The sequence below is a fragment of the Streptomyces fuscigenes genome (assembly GCF_021556455.1).
In the GTDB taxonomy this organism is placed as follows: Bacteria; Actinomycetota; Actinomycetes; order Streptomycetales; family Streptomycetaceae; genus Streptomyces; species Streptomyces fuscigenes.
On record NZ_JAKGCV010000087.1, the window covers coordinates 1 to 16,460 of the forward strand.

The 16,460-nt window shown below is 73.7% G+C and carries 14 protein-coding genes; 8 read left to right on the forward strand and 6 right to left on the reverse strand.

What is annotated here, in order from left to right:
* Nucleotides 1-390 precede the first annotated feature (390 nt).
* The 4 genes from L1885_RS10640 to L1885_RS10655 all read left to right on the forward strand — a co-directional run bounded on the left by L1885_RS10640 (nucleotide 391) and on the right by L1885_RS10655 (nucleotide 3,545).
* Nucleotides 391-870: an Asp23/Gls24 family envelope stress response protein gene (locus tag L1885_RS10640; protein ID WP_235796810.1), complete on the forward strand. Its 480-nt coding sequence runs from the start codon at nucleotides 391-393 to the stop codon at nucleotides 868-870.
* 86 nt (nucleotides 871-956) lie between these two features.
* Nucleotides 957-1,244: a hypothetical protein gene (locus L1885_RS10645; RefSeq protein ID WP_235796811.1), complete on the forward strand. Its 288-nt coding sequence runs from the start codon at nucleotides 957-959 to the stop codon at nucleotides 1,242-1,244.
* 576 nt (nucleotides 1,245-1,820) lie between these two features.
* Nucleotides 1,821-2,990, forward strand: coding sequence for an SRPBCC family protein (locus L1885_RS10650; protein WP_235796801.1), 1,170 nt, complete (start codon nucleotides 1,821-1,823; stop codon nucleotides 2,988-2,990).
* A gap of 39 nt (nucleotides 2,991-3,029) precedes the next feature.
* Nucleotides 3,030-3,545: a YrhB domain-containing protein gene (locus L1885_RS10655; RefSeq protein ID WP_235796802.1), complete on the forward strand. Its 516-nt coding sequence runs from the start codon at nucleotides 3,030-3,032 to the stop codon at nucleotides 3,543-3,545.
* Nucleotides 3,546-4,081: 536 nt separating this feature from the next.
* Here the strand turns inward: L1885_RS10655 and L1885_RS10660 are convergent.
* The 3 genes from L1885_RS10660 to L1885_RS10670 all read right to left on the reverse strand — a co-directional run bounded on the left by L1885_RS10660 (nucleotide 4,082) and on the right by L1885_RS10670 (nucleotide 7,146).
* Nucleotides 4,082-4,837: a histone protein gene (locus L1885_RS10660; protein WP_235796803.1), complete on the reverse strand. Its 756-nt coding sequence runs from the start codon at nucleotides 4,835-4,837 to the stop codon at nucleotides 4,082-4,084.
* Nucleotides 4,838-5,079: 242 nt separating this feature from the next.
* Nucleotides 5,080-6,264: a PP2C family protein-serine/threonine phosphatase gene (locus L1885_RS10665; protein WP_235796804.1), complete on the reverse strand. Its 1,185-nt coding sequence runs from the start codon at nucleotides 6,262-6,264 to the stop codon at nucleotides 5,080-5,082.
* A gap of 297 nt (nucleotides 6,265-6,561) precedes the next feature.
* Nucleotides 6,562-7,146: a glycoside hydrolase domain-containing protein gene (locus L1885_RS10670; protein WP_235796805.1), complete on the reverse strand. Its 585-nt coding sequence runs from the start codon at nucleotides 7,144-7,146 to the stop codon at nucleotides 6,562-6,564.
* 127 nt (nucleotides 7,147-7,273) lie between these two features.
* Between L1885_RS10670 and L1885_RS10675 the strand changes: the two genes are divergently transcribed.
* The 3 genes from L1885_RS10675 (at nucleotide 7,274) to L1885_RS10685 (ending at nucleotide 12,190) form a co-directional block, all read left to right on the forward strand.
* Entirely contained in the window at nucleotides 7,274-8,095 is an 822-nt protein-coding gene (locus L1885_RS10675) for an ATP-grasp domain-containing protein (protein ID WP_235796806.1), read from the forward strand.
* 403 nt (nucleotides 8,096-8,498) lie between these two features.
* Nucleotides 8,499-10,976 (forward strand): PQQ-dependent sugar dehydrogenase, encoded by a 2,478-nt coding sequence (locus L1885_RS10680; RefSeq protein ID WP_235796807.1) that lies wholly within the window; start codon nucleotides 8,499-8,501, stop codon nucleotides 10,974-10,976.
* A complete protein-coding gene (locus tag L1885_RS10685) occupies nucleotides 10,976-12,190 on the forward strand; it encodes a ThuA domain-containing protein (RefSeq protein WP_308117299.1) in 1,215 nt (404 codons plus the stop codon). Before L1885_RS10680 ends, L1885_RS10685 begins: the two co-directional genes overlap by 1 nt.
* 127 nt (nucleotides 12,191-12,317) lie before the next feature.
* Here the strand turns inward: L1885_RS10685 and L1885_RS10690 are convergent, their stop codons facing one another.
* From L1885_RS10690 to L1885_RS10700, 3 genes are all read right to left on the reverse strand, one after another.
* Nucleotides 12,318-13,967: a sensor histidine kinase gene (locus tag L1885_RS10690; RefSeq protein WP_235796808.1), complete on the reverse strand. Its 1,650-nt coding sequence runs from the start codon at nucleotides 13,965-13,967 to the stop codon at nucleotides 12,318-12,320.
* 11 nt (nucleotides 13,968-13,978) lie between these two features.
* A complete protein-coding gene (locus L1885_RS10695; RefSeq protein WP_235796809.1) occupies nucleotides 13,979-15,022 on the reverse strand; it encodes a rod shape-determining protein in 1,044 nt (347 codons plus the stop codon).
* A 299-nt stretch (nucleotides 15,023-15,321) separates the two neighbouring features.
* Nucleotides 15,322-16,041 carry a hypothetical protein gene (locus L1885_RS10700; protein ID WP_372481911.1) on the reverse strand — a complete coding sequence of 240 codons (720 nt, stop codon included), beginning with the start codon at nucleotides 16,039-16,041 and terminating at the stop codon, nucleotides 15,322-15,324.
* A 112-nt stretch (nucleotides 16,042-16,153) separates the two neighbouring features.
* Between L1885_RS10700 and L1885_RS29495 the strand changes: the two genes are divergently transcribed.
* On the forward strand, nucleotides 16,154-16,460 hold a 307-nt coding region (locus L1885_RS29495), incomplete at its 3' end, for an SCO2400 family protein (RefSeq protein WP_443732426.1).

Here is a 16,460-nt window from a genome sequence, read left to right on the forward strand (position 1 = left end):
CCGGCCGGCGACCGGACCGCCGCTCCCCGTACGCGGGGGGAGCCCTCCGGCAGGTGCATGCGCGTCTCGCTTCCGCGGGAATCCCGGGTGCGCCGGCCGCGGCCGGGGCCTCCGCCGCATGGGACGCGCGCTGCGCACGCGCCGTACGCACGGCGCGATCGGCGCGATCCGCGCCGGCGTCTGCCGCGAGAGTCGCACGCGTCTCGCGTGCGGGGAGGCCACCGCGAGGCGGTGGGCACAACCGGGTCGTCGGGCCCCGAGCCACCGATTCCAAGATTACGTGATCCGGGTCACAGAAACCGCGTGAGGATCGGGCCGCTGATGCGTCTAACGAAGTGAGGGCGCTGATCGGGCGTCCCACTCACCGCCGAGGAGGGCGTCATGACGCAGATGGCAGACCGCACCACAGCCGGCTCCCAGGGCAAGGCGGGCGGCGACAAGTCCCAGGGCTCCGGAGGCGAGAGCCTCGGCGACCCGGGTGTTCGCGGCAGGACCACGATCGCGGACAGCGTGGCGGAGAAGATCGTCGGAGTCGTCACGCGTGACGTCCCAGGGGTCCACAGCCTCGGCTCGGGCATGGCGCGGACCATGGGCGGCATGCGCGACCGCGTGGCCGGCGGCCGTCCCAGTGTGACGCGCGGAGTGCAGGTCGAGGTCGGCGAGAAGCAGGCCGCGGTCGACCTGGACGTGGTCGTGGACTACGGGGCGCCCATCCCGGATGTCGTGGCGGACGTGCGCACCAGCGTCATATCGGCGATGGACCGCATGACGGGTCTGGAGGTCGTCGAGGTCAACGTGACGGTGGACGACGTCGACCTGCCCGGCGACGACGAGAACGACGACGACAAGAGCGACGACCGCGTGTCGTGACCGGGAGTCCGGCCGCCCCGCTCCGGCGGGCCGCCGCCCGCAAGCCGCGGCACGCGCGCAGCCACCGCTCGTGACAGGAGTGAGCTATGAACACGACAATGGCGGGCCTGTTCGCGGGTCTGGCCCTCGGCTTCGCCGGTTACTTCGGTGGTTTCGGAGCGCTCGTCGTCGTGGCGGTCGTGGGGGCGGCCGGGCTGCTCGTCGGATACCTCGCACGCCGCGAGGGGCACCTGGCGGGCCTGCTGAGGGACCGGGACGAGGGCCGCGACGAACGCGCCCCGCACTGGACCGGGAGCCGCTCGTGGCGCGGCGCGCGGCGGACGGAGCCCCATGAGTCCTACCCCCGTCCGGACTTCCGGGAGCGGGTCCACTGACGGCCCCGCCACCACCCCGGGCACCGCGTGAAATGCCCGCGCCGCCGAAGCCGACCGCGCCCCGGCGGCGCGGCATCGCCCGCACCCCGGCGGGGCGGTCATCGAGGGAGGGTGCGTCCGCGGACTGATGAGCGCCGGACCGTCCATTTCGGACGGCGACTTTCCCGTCGCGACATCAGAAGGCGAAAACTTCAACGAAATGAGCGCGGGCACCCGGAAAGCGTGGCCGAATCCCCTCCCGGAAGGTGCGCAAAGGCAACGGGGACCCAGTCCGTCGCCATGAATGGCAACCCCGTTAACGGCAACCCCGTTAACGGCAACCCGTAAATGGAACTCGTCAGGGGCAAGAAGCCCGCACGCGTACGGAGAGGAACGCGGAGGACATGGCCGGGCGCCCTTGGCGCGACGCATTTTCCGGGACATGCCAGACCGGCGCGTGCCGCGCACACTGGGCGGGGAGGCGCGAAGCCGTGCGACGACGCGGCCGCGGCCAGTCGCCGGGCCGTCGTGCCCGCACCGGACGCGGGCGAAATGACATCCGGCGTAAACCAGGACCGACAGCGGAGATGGTGAGCAATGGCAGGCACACGGCAGAACTCCTCACCCCTCGGTGAAACGGTGGCGCGGCTTCTCCGGGAGGAGGGCTCCTACGCTTTCGACGCTGCCGTCGGCCGACTCGCCCAGGGAGCGAGCGGGGCGCTGACGCGCGTCACCGACCGCCTCACGGACGTGACGGAGAATGACGGCCGGATCCTCCCCGCGCGGCCGAGCGGCGTCGGTGGGATGTCCGCGGTCGCCGCGCTGCTCGGCCTCAGCGAATCGTCGGGCAAGGGCCTGGGCGCCGGGGCGGGAGCGGTCAAGGACGCCGCGAAGGATCTCACGGTGGGCAAGGCCAAGGACGTCAAGGACAAGGTGGCCGGCGCCGCGGGCGGTTCGTCGGGCGGGTCGGGCGACTCCTCGGGCGGCGGATACAAGCCCGGTGACACGAAGGTCACCAGCATCATCGAGGTTCTCGACATAGGGGTCCCCCTGCGCACCGTGTACGACTACTGGACGCTGTACGAGGACTTCGGCGACATCGTCAAGGGCGTGCAGAGCGTCAGCAAGGACGACGACACCACCAGCAAGTGGAAGGTGAAGATCGCCTTCTCGAACCGCAGCTTCGAGGCGACGGTGCAGGAACAGGTCCCCGACGACCGGATCGTGTGGACGTCCGAGGGATCGAAGGGTTCCACGAACGGTGCTGTGAGCTTCCACGAACTCGCACCGTCCCTCACACGCGTCGTCGTGGTCGTCGAGTACTACCCGTCGGGCTTCTTCGAGAAGACCGGCAACCTCTGGCGTGCCCAGGGCCGGCGGCTGCGGCTGGACCTCAAGCACTTCCAGCGCTACGTGACGCTCACTCAGGACGAACCCGAGGGGTGGCGCGGTGAGATACGCGACGGCGAGGTCGTGCGCTCCGACGAGGAGGCCCGCGAGGCAGAGGACGACGAGAACGACGAGAACGACGAGAAGGACGGGGACGACCGGGACGCCGATGGCGAGGGCCGTTCGGCGGGCCGGGACGACGACGAGGCAGACGACGACGAGTACGAGGACGAAGAGGACGACGACCGGGACGACGACGAGGACGACGAGGACGACGAGTACGACGACGAAGAGGACGACGACGGCTACGAGGACGACGAGGACGGCGAGTACGAGGACGAGGACGCGGAGGACGAGAAGGCCGGGGCGGCCCGCTGACGCCCGCTCGCGGGAGGGACCGAAGAGGCCTCGTCGGCCATGGCACTTCGGGCGCGATGGGTCGTGGGGGCGGTTGGTCCGGAACTCGCTCATGGCCGGGCGGTCCCTCGTGGCCGGGCGGTCCCAACCGGGACGCGGGCGCTTGCCGGGCGCGCGAAACCGGGATGCGGACGCTCGCCCGGCCTGAGCAACGGGTCCTCTGCCGGGTTCACGTGCGGCGCACGGACGTACGCGAATTCTTGGCAGGCAGGGGGGATCGCACAGGATGCTGCGCGCGCGATCGAGAGAGAGGCGGCCGTTCGGGCTGTCGAGGAGCGGCTGGAGCGGAACTGGCAGCCGTGGCGGGAAGTGGATCCGGGCGCGGTGCGGATGCCGGTGGTCGCCGCCGAGGAACACGAGCTGGTGTGGATCGTCCTTTGGAACTCCGAGGAGTTCGCGCGCACCAGGGCCCGAACTCCGAGGAGTTCGCGCGCACCAGGGCCCGAACTCCGAGGAGTTCGCGCGCACCAGGGCCCCGGCGCCCATGCTGGTGGGGGAGGGGCCGTACCTGGTTGACCGGGTACGGCGGCGCGCCGCACCGGATCGGCGCCGTTTCCAGGGGGACAGGCAAGTGGCAGGTGGACTACGGCGCCCGGATACGCGGGTTGGCGGTGCGCACTGCGGTGGACGACCTGCACGACGGGCTGCGTGATGTCGCCGCGGCGCACCGACGCATGCGTGCCGTGCGGACGCTCCGGCGGCAACTGCCGGTGCTCTCACCGGCGGAGGCCCTCGCATACGTGAGCGCGCTGCCGAAGGGCGCCACACCCGCGCGTCTCGTCGCCGTCGCCGCCGCGGAGCTCGTCGCGCCTCTCGATCCGGCCCACGCGGTAGTCACGATCGCGATCGCGCAGGGGACGCACAGCCCCCCGAGAGAAGGCCCGACGAATGCGGAGGAAGGCCCGAGGAGCGCGAGGGCGCGGCGAGCGGGCTCCGGAGTGCGGGCAGTGGGGGGGCGCAGCGGTGCTCCCCGCCTCGGTCGGCCGTGACGGGGAGCGCGCGTGAGTTCCTGCTGGGGGCTGCTCGTGCCCTGGCGGGCGTGCGGGCGCGCCTCAGCGGTCGCCGTCGGATCCGGAGCCCGAGGACCGCGAGGAGCGGGAGGTGCGGGAGGAGCGGGGCGCCCGCTCGGACGCGGACGACGCGGCCCTCTTGGTGGTCCTGTTCGCCGAGGCCGTGGACCGCTTGGCGGGGGCGGTGCGCTTGGCCGCGGTCTTCTTCGCGGTCCGTTCCCCCGTGCTCCGTTCCCCGCTCCGAGCGCGACCGGAGGACCGGGAAGGGCTCCTCCTCCCGTCGGCCGTGTGGGACGGCTTCGTCCGGCGGCCCTCGTGCGCCGCGCCGGGGTCCGGCTTGCCCGAGTCCTGCGCGGAGTCCGCCTCGTCGGGCTCCCGCTCGTCCCGGCGCGGCCGCCCGGCCGGCCGGCGCGCGGTGCGCCCACCGGTGCGGGAGCCGCCGTCCCCGCCCCCGTCGTCGTCTGCGCCGTCGTCCCCGCCGCCGAGGGTCCCCGCGCCGGGCAGGCGGCTGCTGAGGCCGCCCGCGAGCGAGTCCACGCCGCGACCGACCACCGAGGACAGGGCACCGCGTGCGGCGTCGACGCCCTCGCTGCGTACCTGCTCCTCCAGCTCCGACACCTGGGGGATCTCCCGCAGGCGCCGCACGCCGTCCGCGACCAACTGCTGGGGCTCGAGCCCGAAACGGCGGCCCAGCAGGAAGGTCATGGCGGTGAGGGCGAGCCGGCCCTTCTTCGTGCGGCCCAGGATGTAACCCCCGGCGATCGCGGCAGCGAGGGAGGCCTTGGTCTCGTCGTCCATGGGTACGGCACCTGCCTTTTCGCGAGCTTGCGCAGTACGGCGGGAACCGTTCGGCGGCTGTCGCCGCTCCGTTGCCTCGCGCCTCCACGGGGCGGATGGCCCTCGGGGCAGGGCCCCTCTGCGCGGGGTCCGGTTCCTCCTCCACTGTGCGCGGCCCGCCCGGATGCCGCCAGTCGCCCGCCCGGAGGCCGCCACCGCGGGCGGCCCGGCCCCCGACGGGTCCCGGTTCCCGGGGGCGGGCGTCACGCGGCGGGGGGACGCGAGCCCACGGAGCGGGCCCCGTACTGCCCGTTGGGGTGGCCGCTCCTGGGCGCGCGGGCGCGTTCGATGATCAGGAGGGCGGCGTCGTCGCCCGGCTGCCCGCCGGTGTGTGCGAGCAGGTCGTCGTGGATGTGGCGCAGCAGGATGTCGGGGCTGGTGGTGGGGAAGGAGGCGACCCGTTCGGGGAGGGGGTAGAAGGTCCCGTCCGGCGAGCGGGCCTCGACGACCCCGTCGGTGTACAGGACGAGCAGGTCGCCCGGTGCGAAGTCGAACGGGTCGGGGTGCAGGTGCGGCGGCGCGGGCAGGGTGCCGACCCCCAGCGGCGGCAGCGGGCGCCGGGCGTGCAGCACCGAGACCTCGTGCTCGTGGACGAGGAGCGGCGGGGGATGCCCGCAGTTGATCATCTCGGCCCGCGTGCCGTGGTCGGGAAGGTCCATGACCAGCGCGGTGATGAAGTGCTCCCCGGGGTCCGAGGCGGTGTCCGCCACCTCCTCCAGATCCCTGTGCACGCTCTCCTCCAGCACGGTCACGAGGCTGGAGAGGGACGCGTGGCGGTGGGCCCCCTCGCGGAACGCGCCGAGCACGATCGAGGCCTCGCCCACGGACGACAGGCCGCTGCCGCGGACGTCGCCGATGATCGCCCGGGTCGAGGGATGGGCGGCGCGTGTGGTCGCGAACAGGTCACCGCCGATCTCCGTCTCGTCCTCCGCCGTCAGATAGAGCCAGGCCACCCGCAGGGGCCCGATCCGCGGGGGCGGCGGACGGAGCAGGACTCTCTGTGCCGTCTCCGCCACCGATCGCGCGCGGTACAGCTGCCGGTTGCGCCGCTCCCTGGCCAGGCTGACCACGACCACGAGCGCGGACAGCACGGCCAGTCCGATGATCTGCGCGACGTGGTTCGGGGTGCTGATACCGCCGTGGAACACCGCGATGACCACCTGGGCCGCCACGGCGAGGACCCCGACGAGCGCCGTCAGGCGGGCCCCGGCGAGCGCGGCCATGAGAGCGGGCGCGATGACCAGCAGCGGCCCCAGGTGCACGGTCTCGGGCGCCTGGATGTCGACCGCGCTGATGGTCGCGATCAGTACGAACGGGATCATCGCCAGCCCGCCACGGCCGAGCGACCGCTGGAAGAGGCGGACCGTTGACGCACGCCAGTGACCCATTCACGCCAGGTACCCCGATTCGCGGCTCATGCACGTTTTGCCGGACCCTGTCGGCGTGCCGGTCGGGGTGCCTGTCGGCGTGCCTGCCGGGGTCCCTGCCGGAGTGCCTGCCGGTGTCCGCTCCCGCGCCCCCGCCTCCCGCGGGCCCGTCCCGACCGCCCCCGCGCGCCCGTCCGCGCGGCCCCGCCGACGTGTCCGGGCGCCTCCTCGCGGCTGCGCCGCGGCGCAGCCGCTCACTCCCGGACGCCGCCGGGCGGTGACACCCGCGGCCGCCGCGGCCGCTGCCTCCCCGCCAGGTCAGTGCGGCGGGTTCCACTGCCCGTAGTCGTCCGCCGTCGCCGTGTTCAGGTCGCAGCCCGCACCTCCGATGGTCTGCTGGGCGCCCTGGCGGATCTGGGCGCGGTCGTCCCACTTCCCGCCGGACCAGGCGGGCGTCTGCCAGGCCCAGCCGGCCTTCTTCGCGTCCAGGGCGCGCTTGACCGGGTAGTAGCCCCCGTAGATGCCGACCCGTCCGCGGCCGAGCACGCCGGCCGCGCCGTCCAGGTAGGCGTTGATCTCGTCCTGCTGGCCGGGCGTCGCGTCGAAGTCGACGGCGAAGTAGATCGGCCGGCCCTCGGGCATGCCGAGTTCGTCCGCCTGCGCCTGTGCGGCGCGGGCGTCCGCCTCGCCGCCCTTTCGGCCGGACAGGGCGCGGTCACCGGTGGACTCCCACACCACGACGCAGGCGACGCCGTGCGAGGTGAGGTCGTTGGCCTCGGCCTTGTCGAGGTTCTTGCTCCGGTCGTCGCTGAGGTAGCGGCAGGCGAACTTCTTGCCTGCCGCCTTGAGCGCCGCACCGCCCGGATGCGTCCATGCGTAGTCGACTCCCGGGATACCGGACATGGTTGATACCTCCCGCTTCCTCACCCCCCGCTGTCGTGCCGTGCCTGTGCGTCGTCTGCCCGCCGGAAGAGGAAGGGGAACGTGCGGGCAGGGGGGCGCGTCGGGGCGTGTGCCGTAGTGTGCAGCGGTGCTTCGCATCCTCTATGTGACGGACCTCGGGTACGAGGCGGCCGGCCGCCGCTACTGCGACGAGGACATCTGGCTGTCCGGCCGGCTGCGGGAACGCGGCTTCGCCCTCGCGCTCGGCCACCCGCTCGACGCGGCCCGCCTGATGGACGACTTCGACCTCGTGCTGGTGCGCAACAGCGGACCGGTCCTGTACTACCGGGCGGCCCACGAGGCCTTCCGCGCCGAGGCGTCGGCGCGCGGGGTCCGCGTCGTCAACCCGCTGACCGGGCGCGGAGACATGGCGGGCAAGGGGTACCTGGTCGAGCTGGCGCGCGCCGGGTTCCCGGTCGTCCCCACGGTCGACCGCGCCGCCGACCTCGGGCTCCTGCCCGACGCCGACGAGTACGTGATCAAGCCCGTCGACGGCGCCGACTCGCTCGGGCTGTCCGTGGTGGCCCGCGAGGCGCTCCCCGCCGCGGACCTCACCGGCATGCTGGCGCAGCCGCGGATCCGGTTCCGCTACGAGGTGTCGTTCTACTTCGTGGACCGTGACTTCCAGTACGCCCTGTACGCGCCCGATCCGGCGCGCCGCTGGGACCTGGTGCCCTACGAGCCCGGCGCGGACGATCTCGCCTTCGCCCGCCGCTTCGTCGACTGGAACACGATCGACCGCGGCGTCCAGCGTGTCGACGCCTGCCGGACGCAGGAGGGGCGGCTGCTGCTCGTCGAGCTGGAGGACCTCAACCCGTACCTCTCCCTGGACGTGGTCGCCGCGCCCGTGCGGGAGGCCTTCGCCGACCGCCTCGCCGCCTCGCTCACCGCGGCCGCCGCGGCCGGCTGACGTCCGCCCCTCCCGCCGCCCCGGCCGCCCCGGCCGCCCAGGCCTCGCGCGCACGCCCCTGCTCCGGCCACCCGGCCCCCGCCCCCGCGCCCCGCCAGGGGCGATCCACCGCCCCTCCCGGTGTGACGCGCGTTGATTTGTTCAGTCAGGTAATCAAGTGCCCGGTGGCGCCCCGGGGCCCTGCCGGTGCGGGCCCCGGCGATCTCAACTACCGCTCGGGCGCGGGTAGTCGGGGTTTTTGACAGAGCATTGACAAATTAATTCGGCGTTGCCAGCATGCACCTTGCCCCATCGCGCGACCAGGGCCCGGCCCCCACCGGCGGCCCTGTCTGCACCGCCCGCAAAGCGCGACGGCGCGCGCCTTGCCTGACAGACCCCCACCGCACGTCAGGAAAGGACCCACATGTCATTCCGTCCACCCGCGTGGTCCAGATTCGGTACCGCGCTCGTGCTGGCACTCGGCGGCGGAGCGGCGGCCACGGCCGCCGCCACGGCGTCGCCCGCCCCCGCGGCCGCCCCCCACGCGGCCGCGGCCCCGGCCGCCATCCCCGCCTCCGACTACCAGGAGGTACGACTCGCCTCCGGGGGAGCCGAGTTGGGCGAGGCCATGTCGCTGGCCGTGCTGCCCGACCGGGCCGTGGTGCACACGGCCCGCGACGGCACACTCCGCTACACCGATGCCGCGGGGAACACCAAGGTCGCCGCGAAGCTCAACGTCTACACCCACGACGAGGAGGGCCTGCAGGGGGTGGCGGCGGACCCGAACTTCGCCACCAACCACTACCTGTACCTCTACTACTCGCCGCGCCTGTCCACACCGGACGGGGACGCGCCGGTCAACGGCACCCAGGCCCAGTTCGACGCGTTCAAGGGCCACCTGAACCTGTCCCGCTTCACCCTCAAGACCGACGGCACCCTCGACACCGGCAGCGAGAAGGTGCTGCTCCAGGTCGACAACGACCGGGGCCAGTGCTGCCACGTCGGCGGCGACCTCGACTTCGACGCACAGGGCAACCTGTACCTCTCGACGGGCGACGACACCAACCCGTTCGAGTCGCAGGGGTACGCGCCCCTCGACGAATCGTCCGGCCGCAACCCGCAGTTCGACGCCCAGCGCTCCGCGGGCAACACCAACGACCTGCGCGGCAAGATCCTACGCATCCACCCGCAGGCCGACGGCACGTACACCGTCCCCACGGGCAACCTCTTCGCGCCCGGCACCGCGAAGACACGCCCCGAGATCTACGCGATGGGCTTCCGCAACCCCTTCCGCCTCTCCGTGGACAAGGCCACCGGCACGGTCTACATGGGCGACTACGGGCCCGACGCCGGCGTCACCGACGCGAACCGCGGCCCGGGCGGCCAGGTCGAGTTCAACCGCATCACCGCCGCCGGCAACTACGGCTGGCCGTACTGCACCGGCACCAACACGGCGACCGAGACGTACAACGACTACACGTTCCCGAGCGGCCCGTCCGGCGCCAAGTACGACTGCTCGGGCGGCGCCACCAACAACTCGCCGCACAACACGGGCCTGACGAAGCTGCCCGCGCCGAAGGCCGCCTGGATCAAGTACGGCGGCGACGCGGGCTCCCCGCCCGAGTTCGGCGGCGGCTCCGAGTCCCCGATGGGCGGCCCGGTCTACCGGTACGACGCGAACCTGAACTCGTCGGTGAAGTTCCCGCAGTCGCTGAACGGCAAGTTCTTCGCCGGTGAGTACGGCCGCCAGTGGATCAAGGCCATCACCGTGAACGGCGACGGCAGCCCCGGCACCATCGAGGACTTCCCCTGGGACGGCACCCAGGTGATGGACATGGCCTTCGGCCCCGACGGCGCGCTGTACGTGCTGGACTACGGCACCGGCGCCGACAACCAGGCGCTGTACCGCATCGAGTACGTCGGCGGCAGCAACCGCAACCCGGTCGCGCGCGCCGCGGTGGACAAGACCTCGGGCCAGGCCCCGCTCACGGTGAACTTCTCCTCCGCGGGCAGCTCCGACCCGGAGGGCTCCGCCCTCACGTACTCCTGGAACTTCGGCGACGGAACGACCTCGTCGTCGGCGAACCCCGCGCACACCTACACGAAGACCGGCACGTTCTCGCCGACGCTGACCGTGCGCGACCCGCAGGGCCTGACGGGTACGGCGAGCCTCGTCGTCACCGTCGGCAACACGGCGCCGACGGTGAAACTCACCACGCCCACCGACGGTCAGCTGTTCAGCTTCGGCGACACCGTCCGCTTCACCGTCACGGGCAGCGACCCCGAGGACGGGGCGATCGACTGCTCCAAGGTGACCGTCACCTACTTCCTCGGCCACGACAACCACGAGCACCAGATCACCTCGGCCAAGGGGTGCAGCGGGCAGCTGACCGTGCCGACGGACGGCGAGCACGACGCGGCGGCCAACCTCTACGGTGTCTTCGACGCCTCGTACACCGACAAGGGCGGACTGACCTCCCACAGCGTGAGCAAGCTCCAGCCCAAGCACCGCCAGGCGGAGCACTTCACCGCGCAGAACGGCATCCAGACCGCCGCGCACGGCGGCGCCGAGGGCGGCACCACCGTCGGCTTCACCGACAACAACGACTGGATCTCCTTCACCCCCTACGACCTGCACAACGTCACCGGTATCACGGCGCACGTGGCGTCGGCGGGCCCCGGCGGCACCCTGGAGGTGCGGGCGGGCTCCGCGACGGGCACCCTGCTCGGCACCGTCACGGTCAAGTCCACCGGCAGCTGGGACACGTTCACGGACGTCAGCGCGGGCCTGAGCGCCGGACCGGGCGCGGGATCGCAGCTGTTCTTCGTGTTCAAGGGCGTCAGCGGCCAGGGCAACCTGTTCGACCTGGACTCCTTCACCTTCACCACCGGAGGTGCGTGATGAGCGGCCGACTCGCCTCGGGAGCACGGCACTTCGCACTCGCGGCCGCCGCCGCGGCACTCGGCGCCGCATGCCTCGCGGCGCCGGGAAGCGCGGCCGCGGCCCCCGCCCCGTCCGCACCGGGCCCCGCGCGCGTCGCGGCCGCCCCCTACCAGGTCCTGGTGTTCTCCAAGACGGCCGGCTTCCGGCACGACTCCATCCCCACCGCCGTCGCGGAGATCAAGACACTCGGGCAGCAGCACGGCTTCGGTGTCACCGCGACCGAGGACGCCACCGCCATCAGCGGTCAGAACCTCGCCCGCTACCAGGCCGTGGTGTTCGTCTCCACGACCGGGGACTTCCTCACCGACGCGCAGCAGAACGCGCTGTTCGCCTACGTGGACGGCGGCGGCGGCTTCATGGGCATCCACGCGGCGGCCGACGCCGAGTACGACACGCCGGCCTACCGCGAACTCGTCGGCGCCTGGTTCCTCAGCCATCCGGCGATCCAGCAGGCCACCGTGCGCACCGAGGACACGAGCAACCCGGCGACCGGGCAGTTCGGGCCCACCTGGACCGTCACCGACGAGCTGTACAACTACCGGGCCGATCCCCGCCCGGACGTCCACGTCCTGCAGACGCTCGACGAATCCACGTACACCGGCGGCACGATGGGCGCCGACCACCCCATCACCTGGTGCCATCCGCAGGGGAAGGGGAGGTCGTTCTACACCGGGCTCGGCCACCAGATCGACATGTACGCGAACGCCGACTTCCAGCAACTGCTGGCCGGCGGCATCGCCTACGCGGCCGGGCAGGCACCCGCCGACTGCTCCCCGCCCGAGGGCGGAGGAGGGCCCGTCACCGTCGAGGGCGAGGCGTACACCTCCGCGTCGGGCGTGCAGCCCGCGGACCACGCGGGGGCCGGCGGCGGCCACACCCTCGGCTACATCGACAACGGGGACTGGGCCGGGTACTCCTCCGTCAGCACGGCGGGCGCCACCTCGTTCAGCGCGCGGATCGCCTCCGCCGGGCCGGGCGGGACCGTGCGCATCAGGTCCGGGTCGCAGAACGGGCCGGTGCTCGGCACGCTGAGCGTGCCCACGACCGGCAGCTGGGACACGTTCACCACGGTGTCCACGCAGCTGACGGGTGCGGGCAGCGGGCCGCTGTTCCTCACGTTCAGCGGGGGAGCGGGGTCCCTCTTCGACATCGACTCCTTCTCGCTGTCGTAGGTCCCACCAGCGGGGCTACGGGCCTGCCGGGTGCCGAAGGGCGCCCGGCAGGCCCGTCCCGTGTCCCGTCCCGCTCGGCGGGCGGCCCTCCGGCCCGCCGCCTCCTCGCGCCTCCCGCTTGCCCGCCTCACGGCTCAGGCGCCTGCCAGGTCGCGGTGGTGCCCGTCCCCGAGCCGTCGTCGCGCACCCCGTCGTCCCGTACCGTCAGCCGCACCACCGGCCGCCCGTCCGGCAGCCGGCCGCTCGCGTCGAGTTCGACCACCACCTCGCCGACCCCCTGCCTGCGGTGCGCCGCCGCGAGCGCGCCGCGCAGCGCCGACAGCAGGCCCTCGTCGGCGGCTTCGGGCACCGACGACTCCACCGGGCCGAGGAAGCGCACGGAGGGCCGGAAGCCCAGCAGCGCGGCAGCGCCGTCGGTCTCGCGCAGCACACGGCCGCGCAGGCTCGTCGGCGCCTCGGCCGGCGGCTGCTGGAGCGCGAAGATGGCGGTGCGCACCTCCTGGATCGTGGAGTCGAGTTCGTCGGTCGCACGGCCCAGCAGCGCCGCCGTCTCGCCGGCCCCGGCCCGGCGCCGGGTCGACTCCAGCATCATCTCCGTCGCGAACAGCCGCTGCACGACGAGGTCGTGGAGGTCGCGCGCGATCCGGTCGCGGTCCTCGAACACCGCGAGCCGCTCCCTGTCGTGCTGGGCGTCCGCCAGCACCAGCGCCAGCGCCGCCTGCGAGGCGAACTGCGAGGCGAGCAGCCGGTCCACCGGCGTGTACGGGCGGCCACCGCGCGTCCTCGGCACGGTCAGTGTGCCGATCAGCCGGCCGTCGTGCTGCAGGGGCAGCATCATGCTCGGCCCGAACCGGCCCCGCACGTGGGTGGTCATGCGCGGGTCGGTCGCGGAGTCCTCCAGGAACACCGCCTCACCGCCCAGGAGTTGCTCCAGCACGGGTGAGCCCGGCCGGATGGTCGTGCCCACCATGCCGTCCGCGATCGCCGGGTCGGGCGCGGACACGGCGACGATGCGCATCCCGCCCTCGGACGTCGGCAGCAGGACGGCCCCGGCGTCCGCGTCGGCCAGTACGCGGGCGGACTCGGCGACCGTGGTCAGCGCGTCCTGCGTCGACTCGCCCGTCAGCAGCGCCGTCGTCACGGCCGCCGCGCCCTGGATCCACCGCTCCCGCCGGCGGGCGCGGCCGTAGGTGCGGGCGTTGCCGATGGCGATGCCGGCCTGCGCCGCGAGGGTGTGGAGGAGCACGATGTCGTGCGGCGTGAAACCGCTCCCGGCTCCGGGCCGGTCACCGGCGCCGCGCTTCCCGCTCGCCCGCAGGCTGCCGAAGACCTCGTCGGCGACCCGGACCGGTACCTCCGCGGAGGTGCCGCCCTCGTCCGACCCGGCCGAGAACAGCTCGGTGAGCGGGGCGCTCTCGGGCTGGACGACGCCGAGTTCCACGTACCGGGCCTCGACCAGCTCGACTGCGGTCTCCACGACCTGCTGGAGCGTCACGCCCAGTTCGAGGTCGGTGCCGATGCCGAGGACCGACTCCAGCAGGACCGGCAGCCGGTCGGTGTACCGCGGGCCGGCTCCGGAACCGGAACCGGTGGGGGCGGCCGAGCCCGAGCCGGGGCCGGCGGCAACGGAGGCGCCGGGCCGGACGGCGTGCTCCGGCGCCGCCGCCGGGCCGGCGTCCGCGGCCTCCGCGCCGTCGGCTCCGTCGCCGGGCGGCCGGGCGCCGCCGGGCCCGTCGGGGGCGTCCGGCGGCGTGGGGTCCTCGTCGCGGCCTCGCATGCCGGGAGGCGTCAGTGGGCCTCGGCCAGCGGGTTCATGTCCCGCGGCTGGACCTGGCCCTCCAGCATGGCGCCCATGCCGAGGATCGTGCACACGTCGGGCCGCTCCGCGATGGCGACCGGCATGCCCGTCGCCTCCCGCAGCATCGTGTCGAGGCCCGGCAGCAGCGCGCTGCCGCCGACCATCTTGATGCCCGTGTCCGCGAGGTCGGCCACCAGGTCGGGCGGGCACTCGCGCAGCACGCGCCCGATGCCGTCCTTCACGGCGGTCAGCGGCGTGTAGATCGCCTCGCGCACGGCCGCGGTGTCCACCTTGACCGTCCGCGCCACGCCGGTGGCCACGTCCCGGCCGTTGATCTCCATCGTGGTCGGCCCCTCGGCCGTCAGACCGTGGTCGGTGAGGGCCAGTTGCAGTGGGCGCACGGACTGCGTCGGCAGCACCAGCTCGTAGTGGTGGCGCAGGTGCTGGATGACGGCCTGGTCGATGGCGTTGCCGCCGACGGGGATGCGCTGCGCGGTCACGATCGAGCCCAGCGACAGGACGGCCACCTGGGTGGTCGCGGCCCCGCACATGATGATCATCGTGGCGGTCGGGTCCTCGACGGGCAGCCCGCAGCCGACCGCCGCGGCGACCACCGTGTCGACCAGCTCGACCCGGCTCGCGCCCAGGCCGACCAGTGTCTCCACGGCGGCGCGCTGCGCGAGGGGGTCGCTGTCGTGCGGGGTGGAGGCCGCGGCGCGCAGCCGGGGCTTGCGCCGCAGCTGCCGCCGCAGCTTGTCGCCCAGCAGGTGGCGCAGCATGCGCTGGGCCATCTCGATGTCGATGACGGTGCCGCCGGTGACGGGGCGTGCGACGCGGATGTAGTCGGGCGTGCGGCCCGTCATCTGCTCGGCGAGCGAACCGACCGCGATCAGCGATCCTGTACGGGTGTTGACGGCCGCGCAGCTCGGCTCGTCCACGAGGAGGCCGGCCCCCTTCACATAGACCCGCGTCCGGGCGGCTCCCATGTCGACGGCGATGTGGCAGCGGCGCAGATTCTCAAGACTGACGGTCACGGCGGATCTCCCGAGCGGCAGGGACGGTCACCGGCGGCGCGGGCCCCGGTTCGATACCAGAAGCGTCCTGCGACACGGGCCGCGGCGCGCGCTGGGCTGCGCCGGTCGGCGTACGGGAAGCCACCCCGCACGGGTGCGGCGCGCCCCGCCCGCGCCCCGCCCGGCGGCTCCGAGGGCGACCGGGCGCCGGGGTCCTCTCCTCCCCCCGCCTCCGGCTCCTGTTCCCCGCCTCCTGCTCCCCGACTCCCGCTCCCCGACTCCCGCCCCTGCTCCCACTCACCACTCCCACTCACCGCCCGCTATGGGCGCGACCACCGCTGGAGCAGGCCCCAGGTGAACTCCGCCACGTACTCTTTCCGGTCGACCTTGCCCGTGTCGCGTGCTGACGCCCGGACACTCCCCGTGCCGGGCTGTGCGCCCGGGGCCCGTCCGCCGGCCGCCAGGGCGTCGGGGCCGGCCGGCGCGCGGGGACCGGCCGGCGGATCCGCCGGCTCCGGGGGTCCCTCGGGGGCGCGGAAGGCCAGGCCGAAGCGGGTCGGCGCCGAGCCCTCCAGCGGGCGCGCGGGCGGGAAGGCCCGCGCCAGTTCGTCCACGGTGCAGCCCCATGGGCGCAGGTCGGCGGCCGTCGCGAGCGCGGGGGCGGGGGCGCCGGGGGCCCGTACGAGCCACTCGTTCCACACGGCCCCGCCCGGCGCCACCATGATCTCGAAACGCAGGTCGGGCCAGAGCGGGAGGGGCCACTGCAGGGTGTCGCACTCGAGGTCGCCGATCCGCCGCCGGAAGGTCCGCTCCGGCGGGCCGAGGACCGACCGGTAGCGGGCTCGCGCGCCCCGCCCGCGCGGCGCGCGGACCATCGCCTGCCAGCGGCGGTTGGCCTCCCGCAGCTCGGCCCGGGAGGCCCCCAGCGCCCGCCGTGCCTCGTCGACGAGGTCCGGCTGGTGGTCGGCCATCCTCCGCAGCAGCACGAGCTGGAAGGAATCCGGGCCGAAGGGCCCGGGCGCATCGCTGCCTGATGTCATGGGGCCCATCGTGCCCAATCGGACAACCCGGGGCGCGACGCGGGCTTGTACACAGGATCTCCACACCCCTGGAGGTCTGCGGTGCTGCCGCGCCGCATACTCTGCGAGCGCCATGGACTACTGCGACCAGTGCCGACGGCACCTCAACGGCGCACTGACCTGCGCCGGATGCGGCAGGGCCGCGGAGGAGCTGCGGAGGAACGACCGCCCCGCACCGGGCTCTCCCACCGGAGCGCCCCCGCAGGGGCAGGGCCCCGGGACCGCCGGGTACGGACCGTACGGGCACGGCGACGGCGTGTCGCATGCCGGAGCCGGTGCCCCGCCGCCGCCCGCAGCCGGGTACGCCGCGCCCGGGGCGCGGGGCGACGCGGGCGCCGGATACCCGGGTGGCGCCGGTGCGGGCGCAGCGCAGGCCGGGC